General features: G+C 47.4%; 22 protein-coding genes and 2 tRNA genes. 22 read left to right on the forward strand and 2 right to left on the reverse strand.

The genetic code is table 11. From position 1 onward, the window contains the following. The first annotated feature begins 76 nt into the window (after positions 1–76). Positions 77–149, forward strand: a tRNA-Thr gene (locus FC96_RS11415). A gap of 106 nt (positions 150–255) precedes the next feature. Then, positions 256–340, forward strand: a tRNA-Leu gene (locus FC96_RS11420). Positions 341–370: 30 nt separating this feature from the next. On the opposite strand, the gene FC96_RS11425 is transcribed toward FC96_RS11420, so the two are convergent. Both FC96_RS11425 and helD read right to left on the reverse strand, forming a co-directional pair. Then, positions 371–940, reverse strand: coding sequence for an NUDIX hydrolase (locus FC96_RS11425; protein WP_056943092.1), 570 nt, complete (start codon positions 938–940; stop codon positions 371–373). A 108-nt stretch (positions 941–1,048) separates the two neighbouring features. Then, positions 1,049–3,358, reverse strand: coding sequence for an RNA polymerase recycling motor HelD (gene helD, locus FC96_RS11430; protein ID WP_056943093.1), 2,310 nt, complete (start codon positions 3,356–3,358; stop codon positions 1,049–1,051). A 326-nt stretch (positions 3,359–3,684) separates the two neighbouring features. Here helD and trpS point away from each other — a divergent pair, with 326 nt between their 5' ends. The 20 genes from trpS (at position 3,685) to FC96_RS11530 (ending at position 22,452) form a co-directional block, all read left to right on the forward strand. Next, positions 3,685–4,701: a tryptophan--tRNA ligase gene (trpS, locus tag FC96_RS11435; protein ID WP_056943094.1), complete on the forward strand. Its 1,017-nt coding sequence runs from the start codon at positions 3,685–3,687 to the stop codon at positions 4,699–4,701. A 19-nt stretch (positions 4,702–4,720) separates the two neighbouring features. Then, complete coding sequence (locus FC96_RS11440; protein ID WP_056943095.1) at positions 4,721–5,644, forward strand: Ppx/GppA family phosphatase; 924 nt, start codon at positions 4,721–4,723, stop codon at positions 5,642–5,644. A gap of 11 nt (positions 5,645–5,655) precedes the next feature. Continuing rightward, the gene (locus FC96_RS11445) at positions 5,656–6,927 is read left to right on the forward strand and encodes a hydroxymethylglutaryl-CoA reductase, degradative (RefSeq protein ID WP_056943096.1); all 1,272 of its coding nucleotides are present in this window, start codon (positions 5,656–5,658) and stop codon (positions 6,925–6,927) included. Between the two features lie 4 nt (positions 6,928–6,931). Next, positions 6,932–7,915, forward strand: coding sequence for an IpaB/EvcA family protein (locus FC96_RS11450; protein WP_420835114.1), 984 nt, complete (start codon positions 6,932–6,934; stop codon positions 7,913–7,915). A 126-nt stretch (positions 7,916–8,041) separates the two neighbouring features. Beyond that, positions 8,042–8,773: an NAD-dependent protein deacylase gene (locus FC96_RS11455; RefSeq protein ID WP_056943097.1), complete on the forward strand. Its 732-nt coding sequence runs from the start codon at positions 8,042–8,044 to the stop codon at positions 8,771–8,773. Continuing rightward, positions 8,755–9,336, forward strand: coding sequence for a TMEM175 family protein (locus FC96_RS11460; protein ID WP_056943098.1), 582 nt, complete (start codon positions 8,755–8,757; stop codon positions 9,334–9,336). Before FC96_RS11455 ends, FC96_RS11460 begins: the two co-directional genes overlap by 19 nt. Positions 9,337–9,344: 8 nt before the next feature. Then, on the forward strand, positions 9,345–9,674 hold the full coding sequence (locus FC96_RS11465) for a hypothetical protein (RefSeq protein ID WP_056943099.1): 330 nt from the start codon (positions 9,345–9,347) through the stop codon (positions 9,672–9,674). 9 nt (positions 9,675–9,683) lie between these two features. After that, the gene (locus FC96_RS11470; RefSeq protein WP_056943100.1) at positions 9,684–10,529 is read left to right on the forward strand and encodes a DUF72 domain-containing protein; all 846 of its coding nucleotides are present in this window, start codon (positions 9,684–9,686) and stop codon (positions 10,527–10,529) included. Between the two features lie 104 nt (positions 10,530–10,633). Beyond that, positions 10,634–12,685, forward strand: coding sequence for a methionine--tRNA ligase (gene metG, locus FC96_RS11475; RefSeq protein ID WP_056943101.1), 2,052 nt, complete (start codon positions 10,634–10,636; stop codon positions 12,683–12,685). Positions 12,686–12,750: 65 nt separating this feature from the next. Continuing rightward, positions 12,751–13,530: a TatD family hydrolase gene (locus tag FC96_RS11480; protein WP_056943102.1), complete on the forward strand. Its 780-nt coding sequence runs from the start codon at positions 12,751–12,753 to the stop codon at positions 13,528–13,530. Then, positions 13,527–14,084: a ribonuclease M5 gene (gene rnmV, locus FC96_RS11485; protein ID WP_056943103.1), complete on the forward strand. Its 558-nt coding sequence runs from the start codon at positions 13,527–13,529 to the stop codon at positions 14,082–14,084. Before FC96_RS11480 ends, rnmV begins: the two co-directional genes overlap by 4 nt. Positions 14,085–14,087: 3 nt before the next feature. Beyond that, positions 14,088–14,972 (forward strand): 16S rRNA (adenine(1518)-N(6)/adenine(1519)-N(6))-dimethyltransferase RsmA, encoded by an 885-nt coding sequence (gene rsmA / locus FC96_RS11490; RefSeq protein WP_056943104.1) that lies wholly within the window; start codon positions 14,088–14,090, stop codon positions 14,970–14,972. 95 nt (positions 14,973–15,067) lie between these two features. Next, positions 15,068–15,319, forward strand: coding sequence for a Veg family protein (locus FC96_RS11495; protein ID WP_055679750.1), 252 nt, complete (start codon positions 15,068–15,070; stop codon positions 15,317–15,319). A gap of 206 nt (positions 15,320–15,525) precedes the next feature. After that, entirely contained in the window at positions 15,526–16,377 is an 852-nt protein-coding gene (gene ispE, locus FC96_RS11500; protein WP_055679751.1) for a 4-(cytidine 5'-diphospho)-2-C-methyl-D-erythritol kinase, read from the forward strand. An 11-nt stretch (positions 16,378–16,388) separates the two neighbouring features. Next, positions 16,389–17,336: an alpha/beta hydrolase gene (locus FC96_RS11505; RefSeq protein WP_056943105.1), complete on the forward strand. Its 948-nt coding sequence runs from the start codon at positions 16,389–16,391 to the stop codon at positions 17,334–17,336. A 95-nt stretch (positions 17,337–17,431) separates the two neighbouring features. After that, a complete protein-coding gene (locus FC96_RS11510; protein WP_055679753.1) occupies positions 17,432–18,127 on the forward strand; it encodes a metal ABC transporter ATP-binding protein in 696 nt (231 codons plus the stop codon). After that, positions 18,120–18,911, forward strand: coding sequence for a metal ABC transporter permease (locus FC96_RS11515; protein ID WP_056943106.1), 792 nt, complete (start codon positions 18,120–18,122; stop codon positions 18,909–18,911). Before FC96_RS11510 ends, FC96_RS11515 begins: the two co-directional genes overlap by 8 nt. Before the next feature lie 234 nt (positions 18,912–19,145). Beyond that, positions 19,146–19,991 carry a pur operon repressor gene (purR, locus tag FC96_RS11520; RefSeq protein WP_056943107.1) on the forward strand — a complete coding sequence of 282 codons (846 nt, stop codon included), beginning with the start codon at positions 19,146–19,148 and terminating at the stop codon, positions 19,989–19,991. 13 nt (positions 19,992–20,004) lie between these two features. Next, positions 20,005–21,387 carry a bifunctional UDP-N-acetylglucosamine diphosphorylase/glucosamine-1-phosphate N-acetyltransferase GlmU gene (glmU, locus tag FC96_RS11525; protein ID WP_056943108.1) on the forward strand — a complete coding sequence of 461 codons (1,383 nt, stop codon included), beginning with the start codon at positions 20,005–20,007 and terminating at the stop codon, positions 21,385–21,387. A gap of 84 nt (positions 21,388–21,471) precedes the next feature. After that, positions 21,472–22,452 carry a ribose-phosphate diphosphokinase gene (locus tag FC96_RS11530; RefSeq protein WP_055679754.1) on the forward strand — a complete coding sequence of 327 codons (981 nt, stop codon included), beginning with the start codon at positions 21,472–21,474 and terminating at the stop codon, positions 22,450–22,452. Positions 22,453–22,582: the final 130 nt, after the last annotated feature.

Consider the following 22,582-nt stretch of genomic DNA (forward strand, 5'->3'; position numbering starts at 1 on the left):
CCCCCTGCGAGGGTAGGACGTTGCCACGCGAGATAAGTCTTCGATGAAAATCGGAGGCTTTTTTTAATTTCAAAATGCCGCTGTAGCTCAGAAGGTAGAGCACTTCCATGGTAAGGAAGAGGTCATCGGTTCAAATCCGATCAACGGCTTTTGTCGGTCAATCACTAAAAAATGTCTGAATTTTGCTTGAACTACAAAAAGTAGTTGTGGAAATGGTGAATTTACGATATGATATTAAATATTGATTTAAGTTATGCCGGAGTGGCGGAACTGGCAGACGCGCTGGACTCAAAATCCAGTGTCCGTTGAGGACGTGTGGGTTCGAACCCCACCTCCGGTATCAAAAACCGAAAAGGGTCACCAGAAGTTATCATTTCTGGTGACCCTTTTGCTTTAGAAATAACTCATAGTAGCCAAGTGCACTCAACGCTTGGGCAGTATTGATTCGACCAGTTTTAACCCAGTCAATCACCGTTTCATAGGGGACTAATTCAGCTGTCACAAACTCATCGGTATCAAAGTGGGGAGCTTGCCGCTTTCTTTCGTCAAAATGCAGCAACATTAAAGCGGCCGTTTGATCCATAAAGCCTTCAGAGCTTGTAATGGTTGTCATCAACGTGGCTCGGGTAGCTTCATATCCCGTTTCCTCATGTAATTCCCGGATTGCAGCATGCTCGAGGGTTTCTGCTGGGTTAACTAATCCGGCTGGAAGCGATACTGAATTATGGTTAACCCCAACCCGGTACTCACTAGTTATCACCACTCGTCCTTGGTCAGAAATGGCCAAGATGGTGACGGTGGGGCCAGTTTTAATTAAATCCCGTTCAACTGCCAAACCATCTGGTGTCGTGATGGTGAGTTTTTGAACTGCGAAGACCCGGCCCTGATACACGGTTTTTCGACTGTGAACTTCTCCGGACTGTGATAAGTGCTTAAACATTCGCCAGCCTCCAATTTGCTAATATTGTGAAGATGGTTTCATTCTAGCACGTTTTAAAAGCAAAAAAACAGACTGGCCGAAACCAATCTGTTGTGAGAATGCTGTGATTTAATTAGATAGTTCATGCTCGATTTGCAGGCTTCCAACGGGTAGTTCGCGTTTAGTAATTAGTGGTGAGGCGGCGCCGATGCTCACAATGACCAGGTCGTGCATGGCTCTTGAAGCCATCGTGTAGAGGGTGCCAAGCAATCGATCATCGTTAAAATTAGTTTCTGATACGTTCCAGCAAATCACCGTATCGAACTCTAATCCTTTGGCAAGGTAAACTGGCAGAACCAAGACACCCTTAGGTAGCGACCGGTCAGTGTCTGTTAGCAGTGTCACATCTTGTCTAAGGTGGCGCAGTTTTTGGTAAACATCATGGGCTTGATCTAAATCTTTGGTCAGGATTGCTGCCGTTCCCTGAGTCGCTGTCGCACGCGTCAGCTCCCGGTTGATGGACTTAATGGCGGCGGCTTCGTCAGCACTAATCAGAATTTTAGGCACGTCCCCATCCCGGTTAAAGGCTTCGATATCGTTGCCGTCTGGTAAAAGGGCCTTAGCAAAGGTTGTAATGGGATACGTTGACCGGTAAGATCGATTGAGCTTAAGCAATCTAGGTCGGTGAACGTTAAAGGCAGCTTTAAGCTCATTTAGGAGATCTTCAGGCCGCTGGACACTCCGAAAAAGGGCCTGTTGACTATCACCTAAAAACGTCATGTGGGCTTTTGGGAACGCCTGGTGAAGGTATTGAAGCTGGGCAATGGAATAGTCTTGCATTTCGTCTACAAAGAGGTGTTTCATTGCGAAGTTCTGCCCGCCCCCGGTTAAGAGATCTCGGAGGTAAAGCAACGGGGCAGCATCGACTAACGGACAGTTGTGAAATTCGATGGCGTCATTAAACGCCTGGCGTCGTTCAGCAAAAGTTGAGGACGACACGCTCGCCGGTAGTTTGAGCTGCGCCATAAAGGCACTGTATTGTCGGTAGGGATCCAAAAAATAGTTGTTGTAAATCGCGTCATAAACGGTTCGCAATCGGCGAGTTACGATTTTGCGCGCGATAAAGGCGACCTCGTCATCAAGCTGTTGGAAATCATGTCGTCGTTTGCCACCGAGTAGGTCATGATAAGCTTCGTCAGATAGCTGGTCAATTGTATCACTGACCCATTTGGCTTTAGCTTCTGATGCAATCCGCCGTTTGAGCCGCTTAATCAGCACGTTTTTGGTTCGTAAGAATCGCTCAGCAGGGTGAACATCGGGTAGCTTTTGATAGATGGCTTCAATCTCCTCTCGACTGAAGAAGACCCGGCCGTCAAATAAAATGGCATTGAACTGAAAATCTGCCGGCTTTAACTGTTGGCAGTAGTCATTAATTGCGGCCATATAGGTGGCGGATTCCTGAAAATCGCGGACGGCTTGTTGCTCGGCTGATAAATCAACGGATTGCTCATATCGATCAAACAGGGTCTCAACGTTCAAGCCCTGGAGCCGCTGGCTTAGAAATTCGGCCAGAGTCACTTGGCGCATATTGCGTTCTCCTAAACTGGGCAGAACATCTGAGATATAGTGGCTAAAAAGTTTATTTGGTGAAAAAAGGACAATCTGGTCCGCTTCCAGCTCCTTTCGGCTGTGGTAGAGAAGAAACGCAATCCGTTGCAGAATGGCTGAGGTTTTTCCGGAACCGGCCACACCTTGGACAACAAGGAGGTCACTTCTGGTATCACGAATGATATCGTTTTGTTCGCGTTGGATGGTTGCGACGATGTTTTGCATCGTTTCGTCGTTTTGTTGGCCCAACACGTGTTGGAGCATTTCATCGCCAACCGTTTCGTTGGTATCAAACATACTTTCAATGTGGCCATTTTGAATCAAAAATTGCCGTTTCTTTTTCAGTTCAGTTGTTTGCTGACCAGCCGGCGTTTCATAGCTGACTTCTCCTAGCGTGCCATTATAATAAATAGAAGAAATAGGCGCGCGCCAATCATATACGAGGAAGTTTTCATCGTTATCTGTTAACGAGGCGGTTCCAATATAAAGTTGTTCCGTCTCGGCTTCTCCAGGATCTGAAATATCAATGCGACCAAAGTATGGGGACTGTTGTAACGTTTCGTAAGTTTCAAGTTGGCTTTTAATGATGGATTCATTTTCAATTAACCGTGATGCAAGTGCCCGTTGTTGTTGAAGCTCAGCTGACGTTTCGATTCGGTCATCAACTTCAATGTAGTTTACTGATGTGTTGGCACTATAGTTTTGCTGGACCAGTTTCATTTCAGCGTGGGCCTTGTCGTATTCGGCCGAGACTGATTGGATCTTAGCTTTGATTTGCGAGACCACCCAGTTCACGCGGTCTTGTTCGAGCTTGTATTCTTCTGTGGCCATTCGACCCACCTCCGTTTTTAATGCTTAACAATTCTAGTGGCAAATGCCGCGAAAGTCAATTCCGGTGATTTTTGACAGCAGCCGCGAAAACCTTTAAAATGTAAGCAATCATAAAACTAATAATTCGCTAGTGCGTTAAGCGCCGCCGCAGAGAGATTGGACTTGCTGAAACCAATCATGGTTGCTTGTTTGGAGCTGGCAAAAAAGAATTCCGGGGGCCCCCTTATCGGCAATATGAGTGGTGACTTTGTCACAATTAGGTGGTACCGCGGTTGACGTCCTATTGCATTACGCAATAGGACGTTTTTTGAAAGGATGGAAAAACAATGACAAACAAAAAAATTATTTTAACGGGTGACCGACCAACTGGTCAATTACACATCGGCCACTTTGTTGGTTCGTTGCAAAACCGGGTGAAACTTCAAAACTCAGGTGATTACGAGGCTTACATTATGATCGCTGACCTCCAAGCGCTGACGGATAATGCTCGTGATCCAGAAAAAATCCGGCACAGTTTAACGCAGGTGGCGTTAGATTACCTAGCAGTCGGTATTGACCCAGCAAAGTCCACTATTTTGGTTCAGTCTCAGATTCCGGCTTTGAGCGAGCTGACGATGTTTTACTTGAACCTTGTCACCGTTTCTCGGTTGGAACGAAACCCAACGGTTAAGAGTGAAATCAAGCAAAAGAAATTTGGTCAGAGTGTCCCAGCTGGCTTCTTTACCTACCCAGTTAGTCAAGCAGCTGACATTACAGCGTTCAAGGCCACGACCGTGCCAGTTGGTGAAGATCAGGAACCAATGCTTGAACAAACCCGTGAAATCGTTCGCAGCTTCAATAATATCTACGGTGATGTACTGGTTGAACCTGAGGGATACTTCCCTGAGGAAGGGCTGGGCAGAATTCCTGGATTAGACGGCAATGCCAAGATGAGTAAATCCCTAGGCAATGCCATTTACCTAGCAGATGATGCGGACACTATTCAAAAGAAAGTCATGTCAATGTACACGGACCCAACCCACGTTCATGTGGAAGATCCAGGCCACGTTGAGGGGAACACGGTTTTCACTTATCTTGATATTTTTGATGACGATAAGGCGAAAGTTGCAGAATTGAAAGCAGAATACGAGCATGGCGGACTTGGCGACGTCAAAATTAAACGCTATCTTAACGACGTGTTACAAGCCGTTTTGACCCCAATTCGCGAGCGACGTGAGCACTATGCGGAGGATATGGCAGGCGTTTACAAGATCTTGCAAAACGGGAGCGAAAAGGCGAATGAAGTGGCCAACCAAACACTTAAAGAAGTGCGCGATGCCGTTGGCGTGAACTACTTCGGATAACTGAAAGGTGGCCGGTTTCATGCAAAATTTGGTGATTGTGGACCTCGGTTCAAACTCGGTTAGAATGGTGATTAATGAAATTCGAGATAACGGGACTTATCAGGAAATCGCCCGCTTTAAAGAAGATACCCGGTTGTCAGAGGGAATGGGCGACGAAAAACGGCTGCAAGAACCGGCCATCAAACGAACGTTAACAGCATTAAAGGCGTTTCGACAGCACTATGAAGCACTGCCCAACTTAACCGTTAAGGCCATTACAACGGCTGCTGTTCGGCAAGCAGTGAACCAAGACATCTTTTTGGCGCGAGCGAAACAAGAAGCCGGTTTGGCATTTGAAGTGTTGTCTGGCGATGAAGAAGCCTATTACGACTACCTGGGGGTGGTCAACCGGCTTCACGTTGAAGAAGCGCTGATGTTGGACATCGGCGGTGCCAGTATGGAGTTGGTCGATATTCGGGCGGGGCAAGAAAATAACTTGATCAGTATCCCGTTTGGAGCGGTTAATTTATCAGAACAATTCCATTTAAACGACGACGTTTCGGCAGCCGATTTATTTGAGGCCCAGGTCTTCTTGCGCCGCCGCCTCATGGATATTTGGTGGCTAAAAGAAGCCTTTAATAAACCCTTTGTGCTGTTGGGCGGTGCGAACCGGTCGCTTGCCAGGATGAGCCGGCGACGTCAGCAGATTTTGCACGTGGAACAAATTCACGGCTACCAGTTAACAACTAATGCTGTCTTTAATCTATATGGCGACCTATTACGAAAGAACTTACATGATCGACGTTTGATTTCGGGGTTAGAACCCGATCGGGCAGACATCATTGTCGGGGGGATCTTACCTCTCGTGTTACTATTACAAATGTTAGACACTGACCGGGTGATTTTTTCGGAAAGTGGTGTGCGTGAGGGGCTAATTAACGCATACCTCCACCAGTCTGATTGATGAGGATAATTATGGATAACAAATTTTCACATTTCTACCAACGTTCTGAAGACCAGCGTCGGGCGATAATTGCTGACGCGGCCCACTTGGACGAGACAGAGTTGCAACTTTTAAAATACCGGGCTGAGACGGGGGACGCTAAAGCCCTAATTGAAAATTACGTGACGGCTTATCAGTTGCCAGAAGGGGTGGCCGTGAATTTAACTCTCAATGGTCGAACCGTCGTTGTGCCGATGGTCACTGAAGAACCTTCCGTTATTGCGGCTGCAAGTAACGGGGCAAAGCTGGCTAGTGATGCGGGTGGTGTCACGGCCACCGTCGAATCGCGACTTCTGATGGGCCAAATTGTGTTGCAAAATGTTAGTGTTTTTGCGTCTGTTGATGATTGGGTAGCACTGCATCGACAACAGCTACTTGATGTTGCGGCTGCGGCCCACCCGTCACTGATAGCACGGGGTGGGGGGCCACGCCGCTTGCGGGTCCGGAATCTGGGTGATGGATTTGTTTCCATCGACTTATTCGTGGATGTGCAGGCTGCGATGGGGGCCAACATGATGAATACGATGCTTGAAGCAGTGGCAGGGGTTGTTCAGAGTCAGTTACATCCCAACACGCTCTTTAGTATTTTATCGAACGCAGCGGACCAAAGTTTGGCGACGGCGACCGTTTCGATTCCAGTTAACCACTTGGCAACGTCGCAAATGGCTGGCAAAACGGTTGCTGACCGGATTAGCGCAGCTAGCCAAGTTGCGCAACTTGACCCATATCGGGCTGTGACCCACAATAAGGGCATCATGAATGGGGTGGACGCGGTTGTCCTAGCAATGGGTAACGACTGGCGGGCAATTGAGAGTGCCGCTCACGCTTATGCTGTGACTAACGGGCAGTACCGCGGGCTGAGCCAATGGCAAGTTACTGATGATCAGTTAGTTGGCACGTTGACGTTGCCACTTCCTGTTGGAACAGCGGGCGGTGCGACGCGAGTTTTACCGGTAGCACAGGTCAATCAACGAATGGCTCAAATTAGCGATGTGTCGCAGTTAATGGCCATTGTTGTCGCGGTCGGCCTCGTTCAAAATTTAGCGGCCCTTAAAGCCCTTGTCACAACGGGAATCCAGCAGGGACATATGAAGATGCAACTACGGTCTCTGGCCATGTCAGTGGGCGCAGAAACTCCTGCTGAGATCAGTGCCGTCACGACATCTTTAACCGGAAAAAAAGATCCGAGTGAAGCAGCGGCTAAACGAGCGCTACAAGAATTTCGAATGGAAAAGGATGACTAATACGATGCAAAATATTGAATTAAATGACAGCGTCCAGTCACTCATTAACGCGGTTGACGACCTGTTTGATGGCAAGGTTGAAGTCCAGTTTATTGGCGACTTACAAAGTGGCTATGTGCGGCATGATCAAGCTCAAACGGTACAAGATAAGAAGCAAATCACCGTTCAAATTAGCGACTTAAGCGCGCCCAACTATACGGCTTCTCACGAGCTTCTTCATCTATTGATGACACTGCGGGGCTTTCCACAAGCATACTTTGCGTTATCAAGCGGTAACGATGAATTGAACCAGCAGTTGATGATGATGGGAACTGAACTCTACGACATTGTGGCCCACCAAGTCGTTGTGAGTGAACAACGGCGGCATGGATTGATTACTCCCGAAGTTGAAGCGATGTATCTAAAAGGGGTCCAAGCCACTATCGATCCCGAACCAGAAGCCGGTGACGATCGGATGACGCTGCGATTAATGACCGTTTTGGATGCCTTGATTTTTTATGGTACGGGCAATCAGCAAGCCGTTGATCAACTGCAAGCAGATTATCCAAAAGCCTTCGCTGCCGCTAGCAAGCTGTACACGATGCTAATGGAAAAGCCCGTTAGTTCGCCGTTTACCATGCGGCGAAGCATTGTTAAGTTATTTAAAGGGTTTGACAACCAACTTGAAGCCTGGCAGTTACCTCCGCTTCATAACCAAGAGTTCACAACGATTACAAGCGTTTTGTCAAAACGCCAATTACGGCTGGAGGTACGCCAAATTTTTGAACTCTTCCATTCGGAGATGATTGACCCGGCGACTAAACGGCGGGCCTATGTCGGGATTAACCGGGCGGATGGTCAAAATTCATTTGTCATTGCGGCGCCGGCGCCAAAGGATGATACGCCAGACTTCTTTAAGGCGATTTATAGTTTGAGTGTTGAGGAGCTGTTCCACCAATTGGAAATGCCGTATATATTGCGGGATGGCAGTGCAAACCAAAACGGATAGTTTACTTAGACAACTGAGCGCTACTGGGTGCCCAGAGTAAGTGGAACTTAAGACGGATGGTCGGAAACTTTGCGCAGGTTTGGAAAATTGATTAATGTCGCGGTCGTGAAAAAGGAGACGAGTTTTATGGATGAAAGGGTTCAATCTCAGTTTGATAACGCCAAGCACATTGTCTTTTTAACGGGGGCCGGCGTGTCGACCCCATCGGGAATTCCGGATTATCGGTCCAAACAAGGATTGTATACAACACACAAAAATGCCGAATATTACCTGAGTCATACAGCGCTGGTTAAGGAACCTGACGTTTTTTATCACTATGTTGTTGATAATTTGTATAAGCCAGAAGCATTGCCCAACGTGATTCACGAGAAGCAAGCTACGTTGACCCGGCTTAATCGGGCCACGATTATTACGCAAAATATCGACGGATTGTACCGGAAAGCGGGCGCAACCCACTTGATTGAATTTCACGGATCGCTTTACCGGGTTTATTGCCAAAAATGCGGTCGTGAGGTCGACTGGCGCGATTATCTAAAAAGTCCGACTCACGTGGGTTGCGGCGGCCGGCTACGACCGGACGTTGTGCTCTACGAGGAGGGGCTTAATGAGGCTAATGTGGCTCATGCCGTAAACGCAATGAGTCAGGCCGATTTGGTGGTGATTACGGGAACGTCGATGCGAGTGTATCCGTTTGCGGGCTTGCTGGATTACCGAAACCCACAGGCCACCGTGATCGTCATCAATCAGGAAAAATTGAATTTCACCTTTGAACCGGAAATGATTCAAGCCGATGCGGCAGACTTCTACCGCGACTTAAAGGTGTCATCGGGGGATAATACATGGAAAAAGGACGTCTAGAAGCTTTTACCGATGGGGTAATGGCCATTATCATCACGATTTTAGTATTGGAGATTCCAGAGCCAGAAGGCGCTACTTTTGCAGCGCTGTGGCCACTTCGTGATAAGTTAGTCATGTATTTGCTCAGCTTCTTGGCCATTGCGGTTTACTGGAATAATCATCACCATCTGTTTCAAATTACCGAAAAGATCCAGGGTCCCGTTTTATGGGCCAACAATTTTTTCTTGTTAACGATTAGTTTAATTCCGTTTTCGAGTGCTTGGGCGGGAAACCATGTCATGGCCTTTGCGCCAGAGTTTGTGATGGGCATCGACTTTTTATTCGTTAACCTGAGCTTTTATTTACTCATTCGAACAATTATTGCTGCGCATCCAGAGGATGCCGCAGTCTCGGCAGTCTTGGGCCAGCGGTATTACAAACCGTGGTTTTCGATGCTGGCTAACGTGGTGGGCCTCGTGCTTGGTCTTTTCTGGCCACTCATGATCGCCATCTTTGCGTTTATTAATTTACTGCCGTGGATCTTGCCGGAACGGCGGATTGATCAATTCCTGAACAACCATTAGGAGAAGTTATGTCTGAAGATGAGCTGATTATTGCGTTTAAAAAGTTAATTCGCCATTTACAGTTGATGATTGGGTTACAAGCTATCGCTGATTTTTTAATGATGTATAGCTTTGTGAAGCTCTTTTTAGTGAGTGGTGGGTTTGTGACCCTTTTTGGGCGAACTTTATCGCAAGATAACGCGATGATGGTTGTCATTTTTTTAGGATTGATTGACCTAACCCTCACGTTTATTCAACGAGGTGACTTTAAACAGGGACGTGCCTTGATGGCCGCCGCTAGTGACTTCAGCAACGGTGAGTTACAGGAGTTGATTGATCGTTTTAAACGTTATAAGTGAGGTGGCAAAATGATTACGATTGGGTTAACAACGTGGCGCGAACATCCGGCTCTTGTGGGCGGGACAAAGGCCCAGACGACGCTGAGTGATTATGCCGCCGTCTTGCCAGTGGTTGAAGTTGATACGCCGTTTTACGGAATTCGTGATTCTCAAATGGTGATTAAGTGGCAGCGTGAGGTGCCTAACAATTTTCAATTTGTGATTAAGGCGAATCAGTTGATGACTAAGCACGATTTAGGCCATGATGAAAAGGATGATGCAGCGCGTCAGGCCGCTTTTGTGGCCTACCGGCAGATGATTGAGCCGCTTGTGTCGGCCCATCAATTGAAGGCTATTTTGTTTCAATTTCCACCGTTCTTTCGACGGACGACGGAAAATATTGACTGGCTGTTACAAATTCGTCAGCAACTGCCTAAACTGCCAATTGCGGTGGAATTTCGGCACCCCAGTTGGTATGCTGATACGGTTATAGAATCGGTGATGGCCTACCTTAAAGGGCTGAAAATGACCCACGTGATTGTGGATGAGCCCCACCGGTTAAATGACGGGTTGCCGTTCGTCCCCCAAGTTACAACTCCGCAGCTGGCGATTGTTCGACTTCACGGTCGAAACGAGGACGGGTGGTTCAATCAGGGACCGGACTGGCGAAAAAAGCGGACGTTGTATCGGTACAACGAAGCGGAGTTGCAGGAGTTAGCCACCCAGGTCAGAACGTTAGCCGATAATGCAAAGGAAGTCTGCGTGATTTTCAATAACAACTCCGGTGGCGATGCGGCACCTAATGCACTGGCACTTCGAGACTTGTTGGGCGTGACTTGGGATGGCCTTGGTCCACAGCAGCTAAACCTGTTTTAACGCCGAAGAAAAGCGCGGTAGCGGATGAATTTATGCTATACTGATTTAGACTTTACACATAAAAATTTTAAAAATCACTCATTTGTGAAAGGGGCCAATGTTTCATGGCAACAGAAAAACCAACCTATTACATCACGACACCAATTTACTACCCATCTGGGAAATTGCATATTGGAAACTCGTACACCACCATTGCATGCGATACGGTGGCGCGGTACAAACGCGAGACCGGCTATGATGTTTTCTTTTTAACGGGAACTGACGAGCACGGCTTGAAAATTGAAGAAAAAGCGGACGCTCTCGGGATCGAACCACAAGCTTACGTTGATAAAATGGCCGCTGGTATTAAGCAGCTGTGGCAAACGCTTGAAATTTCTAACGATAAGTTTATTCGGACGACGGACGATGCTCACGAAGCGGCCGTTCAAAAGATCTTTCAAAAGTTACTCGATCAAGGCGACATTTACCTTGGCGAGTACGAAGGTTGGTATTCAGTTGATGATGAAGAATACTTTACCGAGACCCAATTGGCTGAAGTTTTCCGTGATGATGACGGCAACGTCACGGGCGGGAAAGCCCCAAGTGGCCACGAAGTTGAACTGGTGAAGGAAAAGTCGTACTTCTTTAAGATGAGCAAGTACGCTGATTGGTTGTTAGATTACTACCATGCCCATCCAGACTTTATTCAACCTGCTGCGCGGATGAACGAGATGATTAATAACTTTATCAAGCCGGGGTTGGAAGACTTAGCGGTTTCACGGACCACATTTAAGTGGGGGGTGCCAGTAAAATCGGACCCAGAGCACGTCGTTTACGTTTGGATCGATGCCCTGAGCAACTATATTACGGCTCTTGGGTATATGAGCGACGACGAGTCATTGATGCAAAAGTACTGGCCAGCTGATGTTCAGATGGTGGGGAAAGAAATCGTTCGGTTCCATACGATTTACTGGCCAATCATTTTACATGCCCTTGGGTTGCCACTTCCCAAGCAGGTCTTCGGTCACGGTTGGTTGTTAATGAAAGACGGAAAAATGTCGAAGTCGAAGGGAAATGTCATTTATCCCGAGACACTAGTCGACCGTTACGGATTGGATTCGGTTCGGTACTACCTCATGCGGGCGATGCCTTACGGTAACGATGGAACCTTTACGCCTGAGGACTTTGTTGATCGGTTAAACTATGATTTGGCAAATGATTTAGGAAACTTATTGAACCGGACGGTTGCGATGATCAACAAGTACGAGGGTGGTCAAATACCAGCCTTTGTAAGTAACGTGACGGCGTTTGATGCGGACCTCGAAGCAGTGGCGGAGACGACGATTAAGAACTACCACAACTTCATGGACGACCTGCATTTTGCTGACGCTTTGGCCGAGGTCTGGAAGTTAATCTCCCGGACGAACAAGTACATTGACGAAACGCAGCCGTGGGTTCTCGCAAAGGGCGAAAACGATACGGATGCAGATCAATTAGCTGCTGTCATGGTCCACCTGGCAGCCAGTTTGCGAGTGATTGCCTACTTACTTAGTCCGGTCATGACGCATGCGCCAAAGGCTATTTTAAGCCAACTTGGGCTTTCATTTGACGAAACGATTAACCTACTTGACCTGCGAATCGATGAATTACCGGCCAATAGTCAAGTTGTCGAAAAAGGGACGCCAATTTTTCCACGTCGTGATCAAGCCGAAGAAGTTCAATTTATTGCTGACCAAATGACGACTTCTGACAAGAAAAAGGGCCGAGCCGCTATGGAAGAAGCCAAGAAACAAGCGACATCAGGGATTTGGAATCCGGAAGAGACACCGCTTAATCTGACGAAAAATGAGATTCGGTTTGATGCTTTTGAAAAGATTGAGTTGAAGGTTGCGGAAGTTGTCGACGTTCAAAAGGTTGCTGGGGCCGACAAACTCTTGCAATTCCGGTTGGATGCCGGTGATGATGATGATCGTCAGATCTTATCAGGAATTGCCGAATATTACCCAGAACCAAAGGATCTGTTAGGTCAAAAAGTCATTATTGTGGCCAACTTGAAACCCCGAAAAATGAAGGGACAAGTGAGCCAAGGAATGTTACTATCATCCGAGGATGCATCGGGTAAAGTGACGCTAATTACGGTTCCAAGTGAGATTCAAAACGGTTCGTTAGTCGAATAAAATCACCTGAGCCCCGGCGCTATTGAATGGTAGCAGGGGCTCTTTTAAACGAGTTGGAGGTCATGATGAAAATTTACGATTCACATACTCATTTGAACAGTTCCGAATTTATTAACGATGTTCCCAAGTTTATAAAACAGGCGCGCGAGCTGGACGTCGTTGAAATGACCATCGTGGGGTCAAATACTGAGATGAATGCTCAAGCAGTTGCATTAGCGCATCAGTATCCCGAATTGTACGCGGCGGTCGGCTGGCACCCAGAAGATGCGAAATTTTACAACGACGAAACTGAGCGCGTTTTGGTACAACAATTACAAGACGATCGCGTGGTGGCACTTGGTGAAATTGGACTGGATTATCACTGGGATTCATCCCCAAAAGATGTTCAGCGACGGGTGTTTGAGCGGCAGATAGAGGTTGCTAAAGCTGCGGGGAAACCAATTCTCGTGCATAATCGAGATGCTTTTGAGGATACCTATACCATTTTAAAGAATGCCGGGATTCAGTCGGTTGGCGGCGTTATGCACAGTTTTAACGGTGACCCAGAGTGGTTAGCTAAGTTTTTAGACCTTGGGATGATGATTTCCTATAGCGGTGTCGCCAGTTTTAAGAACGCCCATGAGGTTCACGATGCCGTCCGCGCGACCCCATTAGATAAAATGATGGTGGAAACCGACGCGCCTTACCTAACACCAGAGCCCCACCGAGGCGAACAAAATGAACCGGGCTTCACCCGCTACACGGTGGCTGCCATTGCTAAGTTACGGGAAACCAGTGCCGAAGAAATTGCGGCGGCAACCTGGCACAATGCGCACTTGTTCTATAACATTGAGGAGCCTGAATGAAAACCATTAAAGAAGTTATCGTCGTTGAAGGAAAAGACGATACGAAACAAATTGCTAAGGCGGTTAACGCAGATACCATTGAAACTCGTGGGTCTGCCGTCCCGGAAGACACGCTGGCACTTATTGAAGAGGTCGCCGAAAAGCGGGGGATCATTATTTTTACAGACCCCGATTTTTCGGGTGAAAAAATTCGCAAAATTGTGGCTGAAGCCGTTCCGAATGCTAAGCATGCGTTTTTAGAGAAAGCAGATGGCGTGCCAAGCAAAGCTGGTGGTTCCTTGGGTGTTGAACATGCCAGTCCCGAGGCAATTATAGCGGCGCTAAGCCACGTTTATACAGAAGCCACCGACCAGCCTGAGGTGATCTCCCAAGCGGACTTGATTGCCGCTGGTCTTGTGGGAGGGGCCGCTGCTAAAGCTCGCCGAGAAGCACTCGGAGAGTTACTACACATTGGTTATGTGAACGGCAAGCAGTTAAAACGACGATTAAAAATGTTTCAAATTAGTCGTGCCGATTTTCAAGCTGCCGTTGCCAAAATTGACGAGAGAGGTTAAACGATGAGTACACCATTAATTGCAAGTCCGGCGCGGACTCAGGCCATTATTAACCGGTATGGGTTGTCTGCCAAAAAGAGTTTGGGCCAAAATTTTTTGACTGATCCCAATGTTTTGCAACACATTGTGAGCGCAGCAGAATTAAGCGAGCAGGATAATGTGATTGAAATTGGCCCTGGTATTGGCGCCTTAACTGAATTTTTAGCCAAGAACAGTCATCAAGTTTTGGCGTTCGAAATCGATCAAAATTTGATTCCGGTTTTAGATGAAACGTTGTCACAGTACGATAACGTTAAGATTCTTAACCAGGACTTTTTGCAGGTTAACTTGCCTCAAGTTTTAGCGGCCGGACTTGATATGAGCCGCCCGTTAAAATTGGTGGCCAATTTGCCCTACTACATTACGACGCCAATTTTAATGGCCGTTTTACAAAGTGATATTTCATTTAGCGGAATTACCGTGATGATGCAACGTGAAGTGGCCGATCGGTTAGTGGCTGTTCCGGGGACTAAGGCTTACGGATCATTATCAATTGCCGTGCAGTACCGATCAACACCACAGGTGGCCTTTCCAGTACCACGAACTGTTTTCACGCCGCAACCAAACGTGGACTCAGCCATTGTCACCATGACTAAGGCCCCAGTGTTTGAAACGAAGCCCTTTGATGAGGGTGCCTTTTTTAAATTTGTGAAGGGCTGTTTTCTCCATCGGCGAAAAAGTTTTTGGAATAATTTGTTGTCAATGTTTGGAAAAGAGCCTGACGTCAAGGATCGTTTGACAAATGTACTTGAAAAAAATCGGATTTCACCCGCTATTCGGGCTGAGAAGTTAACGATTGATCAGTTCATTGAACTCACTAATAGCCTGCATTCAGAGGGGCTTCTTTAAACTTTTCAATGGGTATTGTTGAACGGGAAGCTTTGTGGTATAATTTGACGTTTATGTGAAACGCTGTTATAATGTTTCACACAAGGGGTGAGGTCATGCCAACAACTTTAGCAACGATTAAGGATAATCTCGATCATCGGATCGGGGAAGAATTGATGGTAGTCGCCCAGGCAGGGCGTAAAAAGACCACGGAGCGGCACGGGGTGTTGAAGGAAACGTATCCGGCTGTTTTCGTTGTTGATTTGGACCAGGATGAAAATTCATTTGAACGCGTTTCATATAGTTATACGGATATTTTGACGAAAAATATCGAAATTGACTTTGAAATGGATAAGGATGAATCATAGGAGTAGGAGATCTGTAGCCACTGATGGGGGTACGGGTCTTTTTTTGTACGGTCATCTCAAAACAATTAACATACCGAATACTGTATACATAAACGCGACAGTTTGTTATTTTGTATCACCTTCGAGTATAATAAACGTAATATCTTTCGGTCAGTCATTTGACCAGTAATGGAGAGGCGACAATAACGAGAATTTAGGTGACAATTATGAAGGTTATTGAAAAGGCAGCCGCAAAAATCAACTTGGGACTCGACACCCCCTTTCGTCACCCGGATGGGATGCCTGAGTGGAATATGGTCATGACTTCAATTGACCTTGCTGATTACGTCGCGGTGACCGATAGACCGGAAACAACAATTGAAGTTCTGTCGAATACGGGCTTTTTGCCAAATGATCACCGCAACTTAGCTTATCAAGCAGCGGTGTTGTTACAGACGACCTATCACGTGAACCGGGGCGCCTTGATTGAAATTGATAAGCATATTCCGGTTGCGGCAGGGTTGGGCGGTGGTTCATCTGATGCAGCCGCTGTTTTGCGCGCGCTCAACCACCTTTGGCATTTAGGATTATCACTGGCCGAACTGGCTCGGCTGGGGTTAAAAGTTGATTCTGATGTGCCGTATTGCGTATACGGGAAAACGGCCCACGTCACCGGACGAGGCGAGAACGTTGCCGTTTTAAACCCGCCGCTCAAGCCGTCATGGTTGGTGTTGGCCAAACCACATGTTAGCGTTTCGACTCCCAATATCCTTCGCCAGATCGATTATGCAACGCTTGCTCATCCTAACATTGATCAGGTTCTGGAGGGCGTTGCGCAGGACGATTTTGCATTATTGGATAAGCACATGGGTAACGCCCTAGAGAAGGTGTCGATGACCCGCTATCCCGAAATTCACCAGATTAAGGAGCGGATGCGGCATTATGGAGCTGATCATGCGGTTATGAGTGGGACGGGGCCAACGGTATTTGCCCTTTTTCGCCAACAAAGTCGCGCTCACCGGGTCTATAACAGTATTCGTGGGTTTTGTTCGGAAGCCTACTTAGTTCGTTCATTATAAGGAGGATGTTCATGACGAAGCAGCACAGGTTAGGGTTGGTCGATGGCATGTTGATTGCTGGCGCCGCGACCGTGGTCGGCGCGACAGCGATTAGCGCTTTAGCCTATCGGGCAGCCACTCATATGAGTCCACAGTTAAAGCAAAAGGGTCAGCAATTGGCCATTAGTGAAAACACCGACGCAGATAACGCGTGGTATTTGAAACAACTCCCAACGGAACGGCGAATTGTGACGGCGGATGGGTTAACGTTACGGGCGTCATACATCGCGCCAAAAATGCCAAGTCATCAGGCGGTAATTTTGGCGCATGGCATCGGCCATTCCCGGGAGCAAATGATTCCGTATGCCCGTCTGTTTCACGACTGGGGGTACCATGTGTTGATGCCGGATGCTCGGGCTCACGGTGATAGCGACGGGCACGTGATCGGCTTTGGCTGGCCGGATCGAAAAGATTATGTGCAGTGGATTGAGAGTCTGGTCAGTGAACTTGGCGATTCGGTCAAAATTGTTTTATTTGGGATTAGTATGGGCGCCGCAACGGTCCTTGCGACGGCGGGTGAGCCAATTCCTGACAACGTGAAAGCCGTAGTGGCGGATTCAGGGTTTGCTTCTGTTTATAAAATGGCACAGCACGTTGTTCACCATGATTATCACCTTCCCGCCTTTCCATTTGTGCCAATTGCCGATCGGATTTCGCAGTTGATGACGGGGACTCGTTTTTTGAAGCAGGATGTCACTCTACAACTGGCCAAGGCGAAGGTGCCAATTTTATTCATTCATGGCCGTCAAGATACCGTGGTTCCATTTGATCAGTTAGAGCTCTTATTGAACGCAGTTGGGGGCTCGGCTGAAGTTTACGTTGAAGATAAGGCCCCCCACGTCAAGGCGTTTGCTCAAAATAATGGGCCGTATCGGGCAAAATTACAGCAATTTTTAAATCAGACGTTAAATGCCGATTGACATTGCGGAAAATTCCGGTAGAATGAGTTAGTAATGATTACGATTTACAAGTAGCCAGTGTGCTACTTTTTTTTCGGAAAAGGGGCGTTTGCAAATTGAGTGAACCAATTTTACAACTGGACAATGTCTCGTTTGCATTTCCAGATAAGACAGTAATTGAGAACCTCTCCTATACGCTCGAGAAGGGGGCCTTTTTGAGTATCGTTGGTGAAAACGGGGTGGGAAAGACCACCTTGATGAAAATGGTCCTACAAGAGCTGAAGCCAAGCAACGGGCGGGTCCGGTTTTTACCGAATCGCAACAGCGTTGAAATTGGTTACGTCCCACAGTTTCGAAATATTGATCCGGAATATCCATTATCAATCCGGGATTTTATTGGGTTAAACTTTGCCGGATTCAGGACCCCTTGGCTAACTAAAAAGGAGCGTCAACGAGTTGGAGAGTTATTAACCGAAACGAAGTTAACCGGGGTGAGTGACCGCCCTTTGGGTCAAGCCTCCGGTGGTGAAAAACAGAAAGCCTACTTAGCGCAAGCCTTGTTGGATAACCCAAACTTATTGATTTTAGATGAATCGACCGCCAGTTTGGATCCGGTCGCTAAGACGGAGTTACTGGATCTGGTTAAAAGCTTGAATCAGCGGTTAGGCTTAACGGTGATTTTTGTCACGCACGATATTCCGCTTGCGCGGCACTATTCAGACCAGTACCTGTTTTTGACTCCTGGTACTTATGAAGCAGGGCCAATTTCGGCATTATCAGACGAAAAGGTGGCGAAGATGAACAATGCTTAGTTATCCATTTATGCAAAACGCCTATATGGCGGGGACGTTAATTGCCATCATTTCAGGAATTATGGGCGTTTTCGTCATTGCCCGGAACATGTCTTTTCTGACCCACACGCTTTCTGAAATTGGGTTTGCCGGCGCCGCTTTTGGTATTTTTATGGGTTGGCAACCGTTGAACGGGATGCTTTTGTTTACCACGATTAGTTCGATTGGTGTTGGCGAGCTTGGCGCGAAGTCGTCCCGCCGTGAAAATGCCATCTCGGCCGTCTCGGCGCTGGCCATTGGCCTTGGTATCCTGTTTTTGTCTCTGGCAGATACTAACGCAAGTTACGCGACCGGTATTTTATTTGGGAGTGTGATTGGCATTAGCCGGGCGAATGTCATCCAGATGATGGCGTTATCTGCTGGCGTGTTACTGACATTAGTGGTGATTTACCGGTTTTTGAAGTTTGATTCCTTTGATCCCATCGGGGCTCGCGTTGAAGGCTTATGGACCCGAACGCTGTCCGTTATTTTTTTGATCTTATTGGCATTTTCAGTTAGTGTTGCCGCTCAGATTGTGGGCTCGTTACTGATTTTTATACTGCTCACGTTACCGGCGGCTGCAGCAAAATACTTTGTGCATACCGTCGGCAAAATGGCCGGATTAGCCGTTATCTTCGCCCTAGTCGGGGTTTGGACCGGATTATATTTAAGCTACGTGACAAACTGGCCAGTTAGTTTCTTTATTGCTGCTATCGAAGCAGGCATTTACTTTATTGCTTTAGCCGTTGACTGGGCAAAAAACTAAAATAGGGCGTTGCGAATTGATCGACGCTTATTAAAACCAGTGGTTCCAAATGGACCACTGGTTTTTGTTTGGTCCAAATGCATTTTGAAAAGTAACGGGTATGTTGTCCTCGAAAAAATTTAGCTAAAAATCAACTGACAATCGCATGAGAATCATCGAAATGTGCTTAAAACCCGAACAATTATGCTAAAATGGAGGTACTAAATCTGATTGTGTATCCCAGGGGGAAGTAGTGTGAAAGTTCGTAGAAGCGATCGGCTGATTGATATGACCCGTTACTTATTGGAGCGGCCGCATCAACTTGTGTCTTTAACTTTTTTTTCAAAGCGGTATGAATCGGCCAAATCTTCGATCAGTGAGGATTTGACCATTTTAAAGCGCACCTTCAAAGCCCGGGGAACCGGGTTACTCGAAACGGTGCCGGGAGCTGCTGGTGGCGCGCGATTGATTCCGTATATGGGTCAGGATGAAGCCGACGCGCTGGTAGCTGACATGGTTACTGAATTATCTCAAGCCGACCGGTACTTACCGGGTGGTTTCGTCTATATGTCTGACCTCCTGGGCCAGCCAACGACCCTCCGACAAATAGGTCGGTTAATGGCGACCGAATACGTTGATACTCCGGTAGATGCCGTTTTAACGATCGCCACGAAAGGCATTCCCATTGCCCAAAGTGTGGCCGAATTTTTGAACGTGCCGTTTGCGATTGTTCGTCACGATTCTCAGATTAGTGAAGGATCGACGGTTAGCGTGAACTTTGTGTCGGAGTCCCGGCAACGAATTGAAAAGATGGCATTAGCTAAACGAAGTCTCGCTGCTGGCTCACGGGTCTTGCTCGTCGATGACTTTATGAAGGGCGGCGGCACGATTGGCGGCATGCGGTCTTTGCTGGCAGAATTTGATGCTGTTTTAGCCGGGGTCTCTGTATTAGCCGAAGGGGCGTTTGAAGGCAATCGGGTCGTACCTGATTACACATCGTTGCTGAAAGTCTCAGCCACGGACAATCAGATTCATGTTGCACCAGGAAATTATACTCAAAAAATTTATACCCCAGAGCGGGTTAATCTAATAAGCGAATAGGAGTTTTCGAGTCATGTCGAAACGGTTTACGATCATTCTTGCGGCCGGTAAAGGAACGCGGATGAAGTCTAAGTTATATAAAGTCCTGCACCAAGTCTGCGGACGGTCAATGGTGGATCACGTCCTAACCCAAGTGGAAAAAACGCACATGGACCGAGTGGTGACGGTGGTTGGCTATGGGGCGGAACAAGTCGAAGAAACCCTGGGCGACCGAACGGAATATGTGTTACAAAAACAACAACTCGGGACGGGACATGCGGTTTTACAAACCGAACCGCTGCTAAAAGACGAAGCGGGCACAACGCTCGTCGTCAGTGGCGATACACCATTGTTTAAGGCGGAAACGTTTGAAAATTTGTTCAAATACCACGAGGCAAAAAAGGCGGTTGCAACGGTCTTGACGTCTAAGGCACCAGATCCGACTGGTTATGGTCGAATTGTCAGAAACGACCTTGGAATTGTCGAAAAAATTGTCGAACAAAAAGATGCGACCCCTGCTGAACAGGAGATCGATGAAATCAACACCGGCGTGTACGTTTTTGATAACCAAGCCCTATTCAAGGCGCTGCACGAAACAAACAACGAAAATGCGCAGGGTGAGTACTACTTGACCGATGTGATTCAAATTCTGAAGGAGCAGGGCGAGATTGTCGCGGCCTATCGGATGACGGACTTTAATGAGTCCATGGGTGTTAACGATCGAGTTGCCTTATCAAAGGCGACCCGTGTCATGCAACGACGGATTAACGAAGCCCACATGCGAAACGGTGTGACCTTGATTAACCCGGACGATACGTACATTGATGTTGACGTTAAGATTGGCAATGACACAATTATCGAACCTGGTGTGCTTTTAAAGGGACGGACGACGATTGGGTCAGATTGCTTAATCGGTGCCCACTCAGAGCTCCACGATACCGTTTTACACGACGGGGTCACCGTGACGTCATCGTTCTTGGAATCCTCCGAGATGCAAGCAGGAAGCGATATTGGTCCGATGAGTCATCTTCGTCCTGATTCAATGATTGGGCCAAAGGTTCACCTGGGCAACTTTGTGGAAGTGAAGAAGAGCACCATTGATGAGGGCACTAAAGTTGGTCATTTGACGTACGTTGGTAACGCCCACTTAGGAAAGCGAATCAACGTGGGGTGTGGGGTCGTCTTTGTGAACTACGACGGTGCCAACAAACATGAGACAACGGTCGGAGACGATGCCTTTATCGGTAGCAACTCTAATTTAGTGGCCCCGTTAAAAGTCGCCGATCACTCGTTTATCGCGGCTGGATCGACCATTACCAATCAGGTTAACCAGTATGATATGGCGATTGCTAGAGCCCGCCAGACTAACAAGCCAGGGTACTTTAAGAAACTGCCGTACCAACCCGAGGAAGATTAAGCCAGTTCTTAAAAAATGAGCTTGCCAGACGATGTTTTGATAGCATAAAATAAACGTAGTGAAATATGCCTTGTGGAGGGTGCCATGTCTGAAAAATACTATGATTCAAAATTAAAGATTTTTGCCCTGAATTCGAACAAGCCGCTAGCCGAAAAGATTGCTGAAGAGGTCGGGGTCGAACTTGGAAAGACCTCGGTTGATCGATTCAGCGATGGCGAAATTCGAATCAATATCGAACAAAGTATTCGTGGAGACCACGTTTACGTGATTCAATCAACCTCAGCGCCCGTTAATGACAATTTGATGGAACTGCTCATTATGGTTGACGCGTTGCGCCGAGCAAGTGCGGAAACCATTAACGTGGTGATTCCTTACTACGGCTATGCGCGTCAGGATAGAAAAGCCCGGTCACGGGAACCAATCACGGCCAAGTTGGTCGCTAATATGCTTGAGCGGGCCGGGGTTAACCGGGTTGTTGCGCTGGATCTGCATGCCGCTCAAATTCAAGGCTTTTTCGATGTCCCAGTGGACCACATGATGGGGGCGCCGTTATTGGCTGATTACTTCATCACTAACCATTTGGATCAAGACGCCGTTGTTGTGTCGCCGGACCATGGTGGTGTCACCCGGGCCCGAGCTTTAGCAGAATTCTTAAAAGCCCCAATTGCCATTATTGACAAGCGGCGGCCTAAAGCTAACGTGGCGGAAGTGATGAACATCATTGGTGACGTTAAGGGTAAGCGTTGTATTATGATTGATGACATGATTGATACGGCCGGGACGATTACACTGGGCGCGCAGGCATTAATTGACGCTGGTGCGACCGAAGTTTACGCCAGTTGTACGCATCCTGTTTTATCAGGACCAGCGATCGATCGAATTCAAAATTCGGTCTTAAAAGAAGTGGTTGTGACGGACTCAATTCAATTGCCTAAGGAAAAGCAAATTGGTAAAATCCGACAAATCTCAGTTGGTCCGCTGATTGGTGACGCTATTAAGCGAATTAACGAAAACAAACCAGTTAGCCCGCTGTTCCACAATCGATTCCACCGTGAAAAAGCTTAAGTGTTCAGTAGTTTAGACCTCCAGAACTGTTATCAAGTCGCGACCTTTGAGGCACTCTCAAAGGTCGCGACTTTTTGGTGTGCACCGCTAATTAAGCGGCGGCGAGTTCTTTGAACGCGCACCATGAGCG

The sequence above is a fragment of the Secundilactobacillus kimchicus JCM 15530 genome (assembly GCF_001433995.1).
Taxonomy (GTDB): Bacteria; Bacillota; Bacilli; order Lactobacillales; family Lactobacillaceae; genus Secundilactobacillus; species Secundilactobacillus kimchicus.

Excerpts from the sequence above, each read along its gene's own strand:
- FC96_RS11425 (WP_056943092.1), bottom strand. The coding sequence starts at position 940 with ATGTTTAAGCACTTATCACAGTCCGGAGAAGTTCACAGTCGAAAAACC.
- helD (WP_056943093.1), bottom strand. The coding sequence starts at position 3,358 with ATGGCCACAGAAGAATACAAGCTCGAACAAGACCGCGTGAACTGGGTG.
- trpS (WP_056943094.1), top strand. The coding sequence starts at position 3,685 with ATGACAAACAAAAAAATTATTTTAACGGGTGACCGACCAACTGGTCAA.
- FC96_RS11440 (WP_056943095.1), top strand. The coding sequence starts at position 4,721 with ATGCAAAATTTGGTGATTGTGGACCTCGGTTCAAACTCGGTTAGAATG.
- FC96_RS11445 (WP_056943096.1), top strand. The coding sequence starts at position 5,656 with ATGGATAACAAATTTTCACATTTCTACCAACGTTCTGAAGACCAGCGT.
- FC96_RS11450 (WP_420835114.1), top strand. The coding sequence starts at position 6,932 with ATGCAAAATATTGAATTAAATGACAGCGTCCAGTCACTCATTAACGCG.
- FC96_RS11455 (WP_056943097.1), top strand. The coding sequence starts at position 8,042 with ATGGATGAAAGGGTTCAATCTCAGTTTGATAACGCCAAGCACATTGTC.
- FC96_RS11460 (WP_056943098.1), top strand. The coding sequence starts at position 8,755 with ATGGAAAAAGGACGTCTAGAAGCTTTTACCGATGGGGTAATGGCCATT.
- FC96_RS11465 (WP_056943099.1), top strand. The coding sequence starts at position 9,345 with ATGTCTGAAGATGAGCTGATTATTGCGTTTAAAAAGTTAATTCGCCAT.
- FC96_RS11470 (WP_056943100.1), top strand. The coding sequence starts at position 9,684 with ATGATTACGATTGGGTTAACAACGTGGCGCGAACATCCGGCTCTTGTG.
- metG (WP_056943101.1), top strand. The coding sequence starts at position 10,634 with ATGGCAACAGAAAAACCAACCTATTACATCACGACACCAATTTACTAC.
- FC96_RS11480 (WP_056943102.1), top strand. The coding sequence starts at position 12,751 with ATGAAAATTTACGATTCACATACTCATTTGAACAGTTCCGAATTTATT.
- rnmV (WP_056943103.1), top strand. The coding sequence starts at position 13,527 with ATGAAAACCATTAAAGAAGTTATCGTCGTTGAAGGAAAAGACGATACG.
- rsmA (WP_056943104.1), top strand. The coding sequence starts at position 14,088 with ATGAGTACACCATTAATTGCAAGTCCGGCGCGGACTCAGGCCATTATT.
- FC96_RS11495 (WP_055679750.1), top strand. The coding sequence starts at position 15,068 with ATGCCAACAACTTTAGCAACGATTAAGGATAATCTCGATCATCGGATC.
- ispE (WP_055679751.1), top strand. The coding sequence starts at position 15,526 with ATGAAGGTTATTGAAAAGGCAGCCGCAAAAATCAACTTGGGACTCGAC.
- FC96_RS11505 (WP_056943105.1), top strand. The coding sequence starts at position 16,389 with ATGACGAAGCAGCACAGGTTAGGGTTGGTCGATGGCATGTTGATTGCT.
- FC96_RS11515 (WP_056943106.1), top strand. The coding sequence starts at position 18,120 with ATGCTTAGTTATCCATTTATGCAAAACGCCTATATGGCGGGGACGTTA.
- glmU (WP_056943108.1), top strand. The coding sequence starts at position 20,005 with ATGTCGAAACGGTTTACGATCATTCTTGCGGCCGGTAAAGGAACGCGG.
- FC96_RS11530 (WP_055679754.1), top strand. The coding sequence starts at position 21,472 with ATGTCTGAAAAATACTATGATTCAAAATTAAAGATTTTTGCCCTGAAT.